We start from the raw sequence: 13,360 nt of genomic DNA on the forward strand, positions 1-13,360 counted from the left end.
ACAAAAATGCCAAAGGATACAACGTTTGAAATTCGGGCCGGCGATGGCCAGCAGCTTGGCGCAAATTATGACGGAAAGGGGGTAAACTTCGCCCTGTTTTCCGCCCACGCGGAGCGGGTAGAGCTCTGTCTGTTTGACCCCTCCGGCAAAACCGAAATCGCCCGACTGGAGCTGCCGGAATATACGCATGAGGTGTGGCACGGCTATGTGCCCGACCTCGAGCCGGGCGCGCTCTACGGCTATCGCGTTCACGGCCCCTACGATCCGGAGAATGGCCATCGTTTTAACCCCAACAAGTTGCTTATCGATCCGTATGCCCGCGAACTGGTGGGCGACATTGCGTGGAACGATGCCCACTTCGGCTATGAGCTGGGGCATGACGAGCTCGATCTCAGCTTTGATACGCGCGACAGCGCGCCGTTTACGCCGAAATGTAAGGTCATCGACCCAAACGCCGCCGACTGGCAGGACTCGCGTCGGCCTGACGTTCCGTGGCCATACACCGTGGTCTATGAAAGCCATGTGAAAGGTTTTACCCAGCTTAATCCGGCCATTCCGCCCGAACTGCGCGGTACGTTTGAAGGGATGGGACATAAAGCCTCCGTGGATTACATCAAAAGCCTGGGCATCACCTCGGTGGAGTTGCTGCCGGTTCACTGGTTCCCGGACGATCAGCACCTGCTCGATCGCGGTCTTAAAAACTTCTGGGGCTATAACTCGCTGGCTTTCTTTGCGCCAGCGTCCCGCTATTACGGTCCGGCGGGTATCCAGGGTTTCCGCGACATGGTGCGCGCGTATCATGATGCGGGCATCGAGGTGATCCTCGACGTGGTTTATAACCACACGGCGGAGGGCAACGAGCTGGGGCCAACCCTGTCGTTTAAAGGGATTGATAACTTCTGCTATTACCGCACCATGCCGGATCAGCACCGTTATTACATCAACGATACCGGCACCGGGAACACCGTTAACACGTCGCACCCGCGCGTGTTGCAGATGGTCATGGACTCCCTGCGTTACTGGGCGGAATCGATGCAGATTGACGGCTTCCGCTTTGACCTCGGGACCATACTCGGACGAGAGCCGGAGGGATTCGATCCGCGCGGCGGCTTCTTCGATGCCGTGACCCAGGATCCGGTGCTGTCGAAGCTGAAGCTCATCGGTGAGCCGTGGGATATCGGCCCGGGTGGATATCAGGTAGGGGGCTTCCCGCCTGGCTGGGGCGAGTGGAACGATAAATACCGCGATACGGTGCGTGAATACTGGAAGGGGGATAACGTCTCTAACGATTTTGCCGCCCGCCTGCTGGGGTCCGGCGATCTGTATGATCTGCGCGGTCGTCGTCCGTGGGCCAGCGTCAATTTTATCACCGCGCATGACGGCTTCACGCTCAACGATCTGGTGTCGTACAACGAGAAACATAACGCCGATAACGGGGAAGATAATAACGACGGACATAACGATAACCGTTCGTATAACTACGGCGAGGAAGGGCCGACGGAAAACCCGGATATCATCGCCACCCGCGAGCGGCAGAAGCGTAATTTCCTCACTACGCTCTTCTTCTCCCACGGCACGCCGATGCTGCTGGCGGGAGATGAGTTTGGCCGGACGCAGAAGGGCAACAACAACGGATACTGTCAGGACAGCGAGATCTCCTGGATAAACTGGGAAGGGCTGTCAGAAAACGACGAGGCGCTGCGCGAGTTTACCCGTCGGCTGATCGCCCTGCGCGCGGAGCAACCGCTGCTGCGCCGGGAGAACTGGCGCGACGGGCTGGAGATCCGCTGGTTTAACGCCGGCGGCGGCCCGCAGCAGTCGGAACAGTGGGACGAGGGCTCCACCCTTGGCCTTTCCATCAGCCGTCCGGACCTTCAGCAGGAAGAGGGCGTCTGGCACGACGTGCTGATGCTGTTCAATCCGTTTGAAGGCACCGTGCCTTTCCAGATCCCGCAGTTTGGTGAAGGGGGCTGGGTGCTCGAACTCTCGACGGCGGAGGATGCCCCCACGGGGGAAATCATTACTGAATCTGTAGATTATGAGCTGGCCGGGCGGAGTATCACCCTGTTCCGCCGCCCTTAAAGCGAGGCCGCCGCGCGTGCGGCGGTATCGTACAGAGATGAGATCGCGCGCAGCAGCTGCGCGGTCTCGCCTATTGACGTTCCCGGAATGCCACTTTCCGCATGAATGTTGATCAGGCAGGCTTCCCGCACCTCACGGTACTTCATGCACAGCGCTTTCCCGTCCTCGGTCGTAGAGAAAAAAAGCTCTTTCCCCGCTTTCTCGCTGGTGACGTAGCCCGCCTTCACCAGCTTTTTCAGCGCATACGTCACCACGTGGGTATCTTCCACGTTCAGCACAAAGCAGATGTCGGCCAGCTTCTTCTTACGGTTGCGGTGATTCACGTGGTGCAGAAGCGAAACGTCAAAGGCTCCCATATCCGGTTCACCTGCTGCGGCCATGCAGCGCACCATCCACTTGTTGAACGCGTTGCTGGTCATGATCAGGGCGTATTCCAGCTCTGATAATTCGGCACACCGCTCTGAGACCAGATGACGGGAGGAGACGATACGCCCGTCCGCAATATCGTCGTGGTTTAACGCTGCCTTCGTTTTCTTAGTCGTCATACCGATCCTTTCTCCAGAATGTAAACCCGTCGATAAAATAAGAACATTTTATTGATAAATTGTTTACATGTTTTTGACGTTCAGATATAGCTTTTTAGTGCAGGTTCTGCGGAGCCTGACGCAAAACACAACATCGCGCGCCGTAATGCACCGGCTTCGCTCTGCTGCGAAGTATAAAAAATAGCCGTCGGCGCGCAACGCTCACTTTGGATAGGGTAACGTTTATGGACAGTTCTACACTGTTGCCGCTTATCGGGATTCCGGTGGTGGTTATTGGTTTTGCACTGCGTTTCAACCCGCTGCTGGTTGTCGTGGTGGCGGGGCTGGCGACGGGCCTGCTGGTTGGCATGGATTTCGGCATGCTGCTGGAAACTTTCGGCGAAAAGTTTGTGAATAGCCGATCGCTTGCCACCTTCATCCTGATCCTGCCGGTGATTGGCCTGCTGGAGTATTACGGGCTGAAAGAGCGCGCCCAGGCCTGGGTGGCGAAGATCGCCAGCGCCACCTCGGCGCGTATCCTGATGCTCTACTTTGTCGCCCGCGAAGGGACGGCTGCGCTTGGGCTGATGTCGCTGGGCGGCCATGCGCAGACGGTGCGTCCGCTGCTGGCGCCGATGGCGGAAGGGGCCGCGCTGAATGAATACGGCGACCTGCCGCAGCACATTCGCGACAAAATCAAAGCCCATGCCGCCGCCTGCGACAATATCGCGGTTTTCTTTGGGGAAGATATCTTTATTGCCTTCGGCGCGGTGCTGTTGATTGACGCCTTCCTCAAGGAGAACGGGATCGAGGGGATCGAGCCGCTGCATATCGGCCTGTGGGCCATCCCGACCGCCATCGCGGCCCTGATTATCCATATGACACGCCTGCTGCGCCTTGACGCCAGCATTCGTCGCGACGTGATGGCCTGGAAAGCAGAGCAGGGCACGCAGGAGATCGCATCATGATGACGCTCATCACCATTAACCGCGTGTACTACCTGATTGGCTTCGTCGTGATGCTGCTGGTGGTCATGACCCTTCGCGATCGCGCCAACCCGAAACGCTTTACGACCGCGCTGTTCTGGTTCCTCTTCGGCGGGATCTTCCTGTTTGGCGATCTGATGGTGCAGGAGCTGGGCAGGTCGCTGGCGTATCGCATTATTGGCGGCGCCGTGATCGTGATCGCGCTGCTGGCCGGTTTCGGGCTGGTCGGGAAGGGGCACTATAAAATGGCTACCGAGGAGGAGCGCGTTTCCTCGTCGAACCGGCTAAAAAACTGGCTGTTTTTACCCGCGCTGATGATCCCGGTGGTGACGGTGATCGGGACGCTGTTCCTGAAGGGCGTCTCGATCGGCGGCGTTTACCTGCTCGACCAGAAACAGCTCACCCTGGCGGCGCTGTGCGTGGCCTGCGTGGCGGCGATCCTCACCGGCTGGTGGCTGACGAAAGGCACGCCGCTGCACGCGATTCGTCAGTCTCGTCGGCTGGTCGACACCATCGGCTGGGCGGTGATCCTGCCGCAGATGCTCGCCATGCTGGGTGGGGTGTTTGTGGTGGCCAATACCGGTGAATCGGTGCAGAAGGTGGTCAGCCTGTTTGTGAACCCGGACAGCCGCTTCATGCTGGTGGTGATTTACTGCGTGGGGATGGCGCTGTTTACCATGATCATGGGTAACGCTTTTGCGGCGTTCCCGGTGCTGAGCGCCGGTATTGCCTTGCCGTTCCTGATTAACGTTCATCACGGTAACCCGGCGCCGCTGCTGGCTATCGGCATGTATGCGGGCTACTGCGGCACGCTCATGACGCCTATGGCCGCTAACTTCAACATCGTGCCCGCCGCGCTGCTGGAGCTAAAAGACAAATATCAGGTCATCAAGATCCAGATCCCGACCGCGTTAACCCTGCTGGTGGTGAACGTGTTCTTAATGTATTTCCTCGTGTTTCGCTAAGGAGCCGCTATGGAATTAACGCAACATCAGGCTGACGCCTTCGCCAGAATGCCGTTGACCTATTTACGTCAGGAATACCCGAACCACATTATGCACCTGCTCAACGACGACGGTGACGTATTGCCGCCTCGCGAGCTGCATCCGATATTTTACGGCTGCTTCGACTGGCATTCGGCTGTACATGGCTACTGGTTACTGCTGCGCTGCCTGCGTCTCTATCCCGAACTGCCGTGTCGGGAGGAGATTATCGCGCTGTTCGACGAACACCTGAACGATGAGAAGGTGGCGAAGGAGCTGGCCTATTTTACCGCGCCGTTCCGCGCGTCGTTTGAACGGCCCTATGGCTACGGCTGGCTGCTGGCGCTGGCGCAGGAGCTGCAACAATCGGCGCTGCCGCAGGCGGAGCGCTGGTACCAGACGCTGCAACCGTTAACCCTGGACATTCGCCAGCGGCTGGTGGATTACCTCAGCAAGCTTACCTATCCGATCCGCGTCGGGACGCACTACAACACGGCGTTTGCCCTCGCGCTGGGGCTCGACTATGCCCGCGCGGTGAACGACGACACGCTTGAGCACGCCATCCTGGACGCGTCGACGCGGTTTTATCTCGCGGATACGCATTATCCGGCACATTATGAGCCGGGCGGCGACGAATATATCTCCGGGGCACTGACCGAGGCCCTGCTGATGAGTAAGGTGGCGGAGGATTTCCCGGCCTGGTTCGATGCGTTCCTGCCCGAAATCGCGTCCGTTGCAGCGCTGATGCATCCGGCAGAGGTGAGCGACCGCACCGATCCGAAAATTGCACACCTGGACGGGCTTAACCTCAGCCGCGCGTGGTGCATGAAGCACATTGCCCGTGCCTTACCGGAGAATCATCGTGCCCGGCAGGCATTACGCGATGCCGTTGCGCGCCATCTTTCGGCAAGCGTGGAGCATGTCGTCGGCAGTCACTACAGCGGCGGACACTGGCTGGCGAGCTTTGCGCTACTGGCGCTGGAGTAGCCCAGCCTGGTTTCATTTTATCAGCCTCAGCGACCGTAACCGGCTTACGCTAACCAATACGGATACCGCTGAGGCTGCCGTGGCGATCCACAATGCAGTATGAACGGATCTTCCATCTGCTGTCAGCATAACTCCTACAACCGCTGCACCGAGACACTGTCCGAACGTCCGCATGATGGACAAAACGCCTGAAGCAAAGCTCGCATGGTCACGCGTAACGTTTGAGAGCATCTCCCGGTTATTGGGGCTCTGGAAGCAGCCAAACCCCATACCGCACACCAGGCACCGCAGGCAGATGTCCCACATGGCTGGGCTGGCAGGCAGCGTCGCCAGTAGCCCCAACCCCACCGCGAAAATCATCAGCCCGAGAGTGGAGATCGGCGGAGCGGAAATCGTGTCCGCCCACCGGCCTGCATGCGGTGCAATCAGCACGATCCCCAACGGCCACGGCGTAAACAGCAGGGCAGAGACGAGCGAGCTAAAGCCATAGACGCTTTGAAGCAGGAACGGCAGGGCAATGAAGGCGATCCCCTGGCTGACGAACGCCATCATCGACGTAAGCGCCGCGAGGGTAAAACGTTCATTTTTGAAGATGGCAGGCGGCAATAATGGGTTAGCCGAGCGGCGGATCTGCCAGACAAAGGCGATGCCGCTTAGCGCGGCGAGCGCCGACCAGCAGAGGCTGGTGATGTGCTGTTCTGCATTCTGGAAACTGTTCGCCGCCACGATCGTCGAGCCCAACAGCAGCGCCGACAATATTGCCCCCGGTGTATCGAAGGGCGCCTGATTTCGAACTGCGTCACGCGGCAGCGCTTTGACAGCCAGATACCAGGCGAGAGCGCCCGGAATAACGTTTATCGCAAACAGCCATTGCCAGCTCAGCATATGAAGAATTGTACCGCCCAATACCGGCCCGATAGCGGAGCTGAAGGCGATGAGCAGGGCGTGCAGCGCAAGAACGCGGCCAAGCAATCGTCCAGGAAACACGGACCGCAATATCGCGGGGGCAATACTCAGCGTCGCTGCGCCGCCGATCCCCTGAAGTACACGCATACCGATGAGCGCTGCCGGGGAATTCACCAGCGCGCAGCCCAGTGACGTCAGGGTAAAGGTCGTCAGGCCTGCGAGAAATACGGGGCGGTAACCCAGGCGGGCCGCAAGCGCCGCGAATATCGCCAGCGACATCGCAGCCGCCAGTAAATATCCGTTGGCGAACCAGACGGCAAAACTGGCAGATACCTGTATATCCTGAGCCATAGTCGGCAGGGCAATATTGATCATGGTGCCATCAAACACGCCCATTAACGTGGTGGTCATGACTGCGGCCATCACCCGTGCGCGCGCCGGGCCAGGCAGTCCTTCGTCGCCGGGTTGACTGGAAAAAAGCGTCGTCATGTTGTCCTCTGAAAGATTATTGGGATGACAAAACTATAAAGATGGCTTTTACCGGGCGGAAGGCGCACCATTTGCACTTTATCGTTGCATGAAACGCCTTATCCGAATTTGCAGGGAGGAGGGGAAATGTCCGATCCGGATTTTAATTTGCTAATAGCGCTCGACATACTGCTGAGTGAAGCGAGCGTGGCAGGCGCGGCACGTCGTTTGAACCTCAGCACCTCGGCCATGAGCCGCACGCTGAGCAGGTTACGTGACGTCACAGGCGATCCGATTCTGGTACGCGCCGGACGAAGCATGGTCCTGACCCCGTGGGCCGAAGCAACGCGGGATCGCGCCCGGCGCGCGGTGTACGAGGCCAAGGCGGTATTGCAGCCCTCAACCGAAACGTTCAACGTGGAAACTCTGGAGCGCCTTTTCACCATCCGGGCAAACGATGGTTTTGTGGTGGCGTTTGGGCCTGCGCTTATAGCGGCTGTGGCCAACGCCGCGCCGGCCGTCTGTATACGCTTTGCACCCAAGCCGGAAAAGACGTCGCGCTATCTACGGGAAGGACTGGTCGATCTGGAGATTGGCGTCCAGAGCAATATGGGGCCTGAAATCCGTTTGCAACGGCTGTTTGAGGATCGGTTTGTGGGCGTGGTGCGTAAAGGACACCCGCTGGCTTCCCTGGCAGACATACGCGTGGACGACTATGTCTCGTGGGGCCATGTGGTGGCGTCACCCGAGGGTACATTGCACGGATCCGTGGACGATGCGCTGGCCGGGCTGGGGATGAAGCGTAAAATCGCAAGCGTCGTACCGGGATTTCCGACGGCACTGTCCGTGGCGCTGGAATCAGATCTTATCGCCATGATACCCGCGCTCTATTTACTTAATCAGCAGGTAACGGACCAGGTTCACGTTTTCGAACTGCCGTTCAAAAGCCGACGTATAACGGTGTCGCAGATGTGGCACCCGCGAATGGAACGCGACCCTGGCCATCGCTGGCTGAGAGAGACAATTCTTGGTATATGTGGTGAGCGCAGATCTTACCGTTAACGGCTTTCGTATGATTTTGTATAGAGATTGCTATACACAACGCCTATGCTATTCTTGTAAAGCAAATGCTATACAAGAGGTGTTCCCATGAAATCAGATGTTCAGCTCAACCTTAGAGCCAAAGAATCTCAGCGGGCGCTTATCGATGCCGCCGCAGAGATCCTCCATAAATCACGTACGGACTTCATTCTGGAGATGGCCTGCCAGGCGGCCGAGAATGTGATCCTCGATCGACGTGTATTCAATTTTAACGATGAACAGTATGCCGAGTTCATTGATATGCTCGATGCCCCGGTCGCGGACGATCCTGCCTTAGAAAAACTGCTGGCAAGGAAACCCCAGTGGGACGTGTAACCGCACCAGAGCCTTTAACCAGCGTCCATCAACTGGCGGAATTCTTCAGTGGGGAAGCCGTGCTTGATGAATGGATAAAACAAAGAGGTCTGAAAAACCAGGCGCTCGGCGCAGCCCGAACGTTCGTTGTTTGTAAAACTGGCACGAAGCAGGTAGCGGGTTATTACTCACTGGCTACCGGCAGCGTTAACCATACGGAAGCGACCGGTAATCTACGGCGTAACATGCCGGATCCCATTCCCGTGATTGTACTTGCCCGTCTGGCAGTCGATGTCTCATTACGTGGAAAGGGGTTGGGAGCCGATTTGCTCCATGATGCGGTTTTACGCTGTTATCGGGTGGCAGAAAACATCGGCGTACGGGCGATCATGGTTCATGCACTGACTGAGGAAGCCAAAGCTTTTTATATTCACCATGGTTTCAGGGCATCGCAGATTCAGGAACGGACACTGTTTCTGAGACTTCCTCAGTAGAGATAAAGGGGAAGGGGTGAATGTGAGGAGCTCATAGGATTGGGGATAAGCTTTAGGATATCGCATTTAACTATTCTGGGTTTGAGGAATATACATAATTTACGACAGCACCAGAAACAGTATAACAAACTGTTTTAAATGGATATAAATCAAATGGCGATTCAAACTCACAGTTATGAACTCAGTTTTGGTTCATAACTGTGTTAAACGCTGTCCATAAATCACTCGATGTCACGCCTGTTGGTTCATGAACTGTTCGTTCTAATTTTGTGATGTGCGTCAGGTTTTAGTGTTCAGTAATATTACCTTTTACTCGATGATCGATTGTTTAGCACCTCTCCGACAACCGGAGCAGCAGTAAATGCGTTTGGCCAGCCAGCGTAGAACGCGGCCTGGGTAACTATCTCTCCGGCCTCTTCGGCAGAAAGTCCATTATCCATCGCTCTGTTGAGGTGATAGCCAATCTGCGCACTTTGTCCGGATGCGATTAACGCGCTGACCGTAACCAGGCTTCTGTCGCGGGGTTTCAGCGCGGGTCTTTGCCAGAGATCCAGGAAGAGTGGATCGGCAGTGAATTTAACCAGGCCTGGAGATATTGGGCCCACGTTTTTTTCCACCGTCTCTGAACGCTGCTTCTCTGCTTCCTGATTGAGGGGAAGCAGGTCCGGAGAAGCTTCAGGAAGTGCATCTGCCGTGACGCCGCGAGATTCAAAAACCGCTTTGGTCACGCCGACGGCTGACATTGCATTTGGCCAACCTGAGTAGAACGCCAGATGGGTAATGATTTCTGATAATTCCGCTGGCGTCACGCCGCTATCGAGAGCGACGTCAAGATAGTGCTTAAGCTCGGCAGGCTGGTTGCGGGCTATCAGCATGGCGACGGTTACCACACTACGATCCCTGGGCGAGAGGGCGTCGCGTGTCCACAGATCTTCAGTAATCGCTTCGCGACCAAAGCGTGCGAGAGCCGGTGAGACGGCACGAATATCAGATTCCGAGATCGCTGAAGGTTCAATTTTCATCATAGCGTTACCTCTTGTTTCCTCAGCATTGGCAAAATCAGAAATAACAAGCGACATGGCCGCCGCTGCAAGTACGCTTTTCATGTTAGTCCTTACTGGTCAACGTTGCGGATCCTGTTTGATTCCGCCTTTGTTACGAAGAAATACCGGTTTTACCGGGATAGCGTCCTTCCTGGCGCTCATATGCGCCGTTTGCCTGAGATAATCCAGGAAGTGCGGCGTTTGTCGGTGCAGTTGATAATCCTCCTCACTGGCGTAAATCTCATAGAAATACCAGCGGTTTGGCGTCTCTGAATCTGTACCGGCATACATGGCTAACACGCCTTTCTCTACTTTGAGCGACTCGGCCATTTCAGGAAGGACGATGTTTTTAAATTCGCTCTGAAATTCAGGCTTTACCTCGACGATCACCAGATTATTGATGGTTCGCTCATTCGGTATAATGTGTTTATCGCCCAGAAACTGTGGCTCCAGGGCGATTTTATTTTTCCTGTCAATAATGTCAGGTGCACGAGCAGCGAATGCTTTGTATGGGCCGGCATTGAGATGTTTGCGATAAGCACTCTCATTTTCATAGAGTTCGACCATGAATGCCTGACGTGGATTGTCGCTGCGTTGCAGGGCATACATCGCCAGCGTACCTGCTTCATGATCAACCGAAGCGGAAATCGTCTGTCTGGCTACGTCTGCAAAATCTTTGTCCCGATCGGGCCTGACGCCGAGCTCAAAGATATTCATCACTACCTTATCCGGCGCGTCCAGCTTTATTGCAAAGACAGGGCTGCTTATTAGCATGCAAATTAAAAGCATAAGAGTCTTTTTCACGATGATCCTTTTACTGAAATGGCTGTTTAAGACGTTCTATAAGTTGGTGTTGGTAAGAAGGTAACCGATCGCTGCTGGCGCTCTCAAAGACCAGGGGAGGAAGCCACGTCATACCTGCATGCAGGGCGCTTGCCTTCATCGGTAAAAACACATCCGAAAGCGATACCCCGATCCTGCCGTCCGGCCCGTAAGTGGAGCTTCCCCCCGCAGCCGTACTGACAATAAACATCTCCTTTCCCTGCCAAAGACCGGGTCCGACACTTCCCCAGGTTTCATTCAGCCAGGCCTTCATCATTGGTGTAATGTTGAACCAGTGTGTCGGGAAGATAAAAACAACACGCCTGTGCTCACGCATCATTTTTCGCTCAGCGTCGCCATTAATCCGACGTGTGTCATAGCCATACAGCGTCTCAAGGTTGCGAACCGTCACGCCTTCCAGACTCTCAGCGGCTTCCTGCAGCCCTTTTGTCAGAACTGAGCGTTCCGGATAAGGGTGAGAGACGATAACGAGCGTTTTAATGTCGGTCTTTTCACGGCTATGAGCATGACTAACGGGCATGAGGAAGATAAAGGCAAACAAAAACAATGCTGCTGCTCTGCGCTGAAGTAACACCATCATAAACCTCCTTTGTCTTAACAGGATTGTAAAACGCTATGGTGTAACAGGAGCCCGTTCTGGCAATCCTTCTACGATATAGGTTCGCGAATTGCCGGCACGGTGTCGGATAGGAATGATCTTCTGGTACGCGGCCGAGCTATACCAGTCCTGGGCATTTTTGAGACTCTCAAACTTGATTACAACCAGTCTGCCCTGTGCTCCAAACCCTTCTTTAACATCGGGTTCACCTCCTCTGACGATGAAGCGTCCACCAAAAGGTCTGAAGGTGGATTCAACCTGAGCGCTGTACGGTTTGATAGCGTCAAGATCGGTCGCCTGAAACTCTGCGATGTAATAAGCAGGCGTTGCTGCCAGGGCTGACGCGAGCCCGGAGAGGGTGAAAAGAGTGGCTACCACTGTTTTGAAAATCATCCTTCCTCCTCATAAGCTTTCATGAAAGTGAATAAGGGCTACCGCGTCCAGACCTGCCTGGCGTCTTTCGTTTGCGGCGTGTTTTGCGCCATGATCCCCGTCAGAACGTGCGGCTGGTAGGTTTCTTCCAGAAACCGGATTTCCTCCGTGTTTAGTTGAAGATTTACGGCGTTTACCGCGCCATCGACGTGATCTTTTTTTGTGGCCCCTACGACAGGTGAGGTGACTTTTGTCAGCAGCCAGGAGAGAGATATTTCCGTCATGGACACCTGATGTCGTTCAGCAAGTTCAGCTACACGCTCAATAATGAGCCGATCCTGTTCAGCCGTGCTGTCATATTTCCCGCGCGCATAATCATCCTCGGTGGATCGCCGCGTGTGGCCTTCTTTCCTGGAGAGGCGACCGCTGGCCAGCGCGCTATAGGGGGTCATGGCGATATTATCTTCAGCGCACAGCCCGAAGAGCTCTCGTTCATCTTCACGCATAATCAGGTTGTAGTGGCTTTGCACGGAGACAAAGGGCGTCAGCCCTTCGCGTTCGGCAAGGGCGTTCGCTTTCGCAAGCTGCCAGGCATAGCAATTGGAAATACCAATAGCGCGCACTTTGCCCGCAGTAACGGCGGCATGAAGCGCTTCAAGCACGTCAATAACTGGCGTGTTGTAATCCCAGATGTGGTAGATGTAGAGGTCGATGTACTCCATCCCCAGATTCTGCAGGCTCTGGTCGAGCGATCGGGCTATTGCCTCTTTTCCGCCGATCCCCCCGGCAATTTGCGCGGCGGTCCGCGGCAGAAACTTGGTGGCCAGTACCACGTCCTCGCGTTTTGCCATCTCCCGCAGCGCCCGGCCAACGTACCGCTCGCTGGAGCCGTTCTGATAGGCGATAGCGGTATCGTAAAAATTGATACCCTTTTCGAGACCGTAGCGGATAATGTCCCGGCTTGCTGTTTCGTCCAGCGTCCAGCGATGCTGGCCCGTTAACGGGTCGCCAAATCCCATACATCCCATACAGATGCGGGAGACCAGTAAGTCACTTTTACCGAGCCGGGTATACTGCATCTTTATTCTCCCTCTGGATTATTCACGACGGAATTGAGCAGATCGACAAGCCTTGAAGCGTGTTCCCAGGCAAGCGCTTTTTGCTGCGCGAGTTTGTCGGCATCCCGATCGGCATAGCTGATACCGCAGGTATAAACCGGCGCCAGTAGTTCAAGATTGCACAGCTTTGCTGTGGTCTCGAACGGAATAAGATACGCTTCAATGGGATGGCCAAAGAAACCGTCAGCGGTATAGAGCGCCTGTGGCGCCCCTGTAGTGAAGGAGAGGATCAGCTTTTTACCGCCCAGTTTCGCCGTTGAGCCATGCGCGAAACCGTGGACAAAGACCTCGTCCAGCCATTGTTTCATTAACCCGGGCAGTCCATACCAGGAAAAAGGGAACTGCCAGACAATCACATCGGCCCTGAGCAGGCTTTCCTGCTCCGCGGCGATGTTGAATTTGCCGTCCGGATAGAGCCAGTCCAGACGACGAATTTCAGCATCGGGAAGGGCGCTCGCCACTTCATCGAGGATAGTGGCGTTGGCGACGGAATGGTTCAGCTCAGGATGACCTGAAATAACAAGGATATTTTTCATTTCAATGGGTTAAATGTCTTTGTGA

Annotated in this window: 14 protein-coding genes and 1 pseudogene; 7 read left to right on the forward strand and 8 right to left on the reverse strand. The window is 55.6% G+C overall.

All coding sequences use genetic code 11. The annotated features are described in order from the left end of the window. Positions 1-6: 6 nt before the first annotated feature. Positions 7-2,082 carry a glycogen debranching protein GlgX gene (gene glgX / locus A3466_RS15450; protein ID WP_063451292.1) on the forward strand — a complete coding sequence of 692 codons (2,076 nt, stop codon included), beginning with the start codon at positions 7-9 and terminating at the stop codon, positions 2,080-2,082. Here glgX and A3466_RS15455 read toward each other — a convergent pair. Then, positions 2,079-2,627 carry a winged helix DNA-binding protein gene (locus tag A3466_RS15455; protein WP_063451293.1) on the reverse strand — a complete coding sequence of 183 codons (549 nt, stop codon included), beginning with the start codon at positions 2,625-2,627 and terminating at the stop codon, positions 2,079-2,081. The genes glgX and A3466_RS15455 overlap by 4 nt on opposite strands. A gap of 224 nt (positions 2,628-2,851) precedes the next feature. Here A3466_RS15455 and A3466_RS15460 point away from each other — a divergent pair, with 224 nt between their 5' ends. Genes A3466_RS15460 through A3466_RS15470 form a run of 3 tightly spaced genes read left to right on the forward strand, consistent with a single transcriptional unit; the run spans position 2,852 to position 5,562 of the window. Next, entirely contained in the window at positions 2,852-3,574 is a 723-nt protein-coding gene (locus A3466_RS15460; RefSeq protein ID WP_063451294.1) for a DUF969 domain-containing protein, read from the forward strand. Then, a complete protein-coding gene (locus A3466_RS15465) occupies positions 3,571-4,557 on the forward strand; it encodes a DUF979 domain-containing protein (protein ID WP_063451295.1) in 987 nt (328 codons plus the stop codon). The genes A3466_RS15460 and A3466_RS15465 overlap by 4 nt, the downstream gene beginning before the upstream one ends. A gap of 9 nt (positions 4,558-4,566) precedes the next feature. Next, a complete protein-coding gene (locus tag A3466_RS15470; RefSeq protein WP_063451296.1) occupies positions 4,567-5,562 on the forward strand; it encodes a DUF2891 domain-containing protein in 996 nt (331 codons plus the stop codon). Between the two features lie 12 nt (positions 5,563-5,574). Here A3466_RS15470 and A3466_RS15475 read toward each other — a convergent pair whose 3' ends face one another. Then, positions 5,575-6,957 carry a DHA2 family efflux MFS transporter permease subunit gene (locus A3466_RS15475; RefSeq protein ID WP_063451297.1) on the reverse strand — a complete coding sequence of 461 codons (1,383 nt, stop codon included), beginning with the start codon at positions 6,955-6,957 and terminating at the stop codon, positions 5,575-5,577. A gap of 126 nt (positions 6,958-7,083) precedes the next feature. On the opposite strand from A3466_RS15475, the gene A3466_RS15480 reads away from it, so the two are divergent. The 3 genes and pseudogenes from A3466_RS15480 to A3466_RS15490 all read left to right on the forward strand — a co-directional run bounded on the left by A3466_RS15480 (position 7,084) and on the right by A3466_RS15490 (position 8,825). Next, the gene (locus A3466_RS15480) at positions 7,084-7,998 is read left to right on the forward strand and encodes a LysR family transcriptional regulator (RefSeq protein WP_063451298.1); all 915 of its coding nucleotides are present in this window, start codon (positions 7,084-7,086) and stop codon (positions 7,996-7,998) included. Between the two features lie 65 nt (positions 7,999-8,063). Next, positions 8,064-8,352, forward strand: a pseudogene (locus tag A3466_RS15485) (DUF1778 domain-containing protein). Beyond that, positions 8,340-8,825, forward strand: coding sequence for a GNAT family N-acetyltransferase (locus A3466_RS15490; RefSeq protein ID WP_063451300.1), 486 nt, complete (start codon positions 8,340-8,342; stop codon positions 8,823-8,825). The pseudogene A3466_RS15485 and the gene A3466_RS15490 overlap by 13 nt, the downstream one beginning before the upstream one ends. 302 nt (positions 8,826-9,127) lie before the next feature. On the opposite strand, the gene A3466_RS15495 is transcribed toward A3466_RS15490, so the two are convergent. From A3466_RS15495 to A3466_RS15520, 6 genes are read right to left on the reverse strand one after another with little or no spacing between them, the layout of a single operon-like run. Continuing rightward, the gene (locus tag A3466_RS15495; RefSeq protein WP_063451301.1) at positions 9,128-9,931 is read right to left on the reverse strand and encodes a carboxymuconolactone decarboxylase family protein; all 804 of its coding nucleotides are present in this window, start codon (positions 9,929-9,931) and stop codon (positions 9,128-9,130) included. A gap of 15 nt (positions 9,932-9,946) precedes the next feature. Then, complete coding sequence (locus tag A3466_RS15500; RefSeq protein WP_074161047.1) at positions 9,947-10,642, reverse strand: putative quinol monooxygenase; 696 nt, start codon at positions 10,640-10,642, stop codon at positions 9,947-9,949. A 40-nt stretch (positions 10,643-10,682) separates the two neighbouring features. Continuing rightward, positions 10,683-11,288, reverse strand: coding sequence for an NAD(P)H-dependent oxidoreductase (locus A3466_RS15505; RefSeq protein ID WP_120286599.1), 606 nt, complete (start codon positions 11,286-11,288; stop codon positions 10,683-10,685). Positions 11,289-11,324: 36 nt separating this feature from the next. After that, complete coding sequence (locus A3466_RS15510) at positions 11,325-11,702, reverse strand: DUF1330 domain-containing protein (protein WP_063451302.1); 378 nt, start codon at positions 11,700-11,702, stop codon at positions 11,325-11,327. 38 nt (positions 11,703-11,740) lie between these two features. Beyond that, positions 11,741-12,760, reverse strand: coding sequence for an aldo/keto reductase (locus tag A3466_RS15515; RefSeq protein ID WP_063451303.1), 1,020 nt, complete (start codon positions 12,758-12,760; stop codon positions 11,741-11,743). Positions 12,761-12,762: 2 nt separating this feature from the next. Further along, entirely contained in the window at positions 12,763-13,335 is a 573-nt protein-coding gene (locus A3466_RS15520; RefSeq protein WP_063451304.1) for an NAD(P)H-dependent oxidoreductase, read from the reverse strand. Positions 13,336-13,360: the final 25 nt, after the last annotated feature.

The organism is Enterobacter genomosp. S, assembly GCF_001631805.1.
In the GTDB taxonomy this organism is placed as follows: Bacteria; Pseudomonadota; Gammaproteobacteria; order Enterobacterales; family Enterobacteriaceae; genus Enterobacter; species Enterobacter quasihormaechei.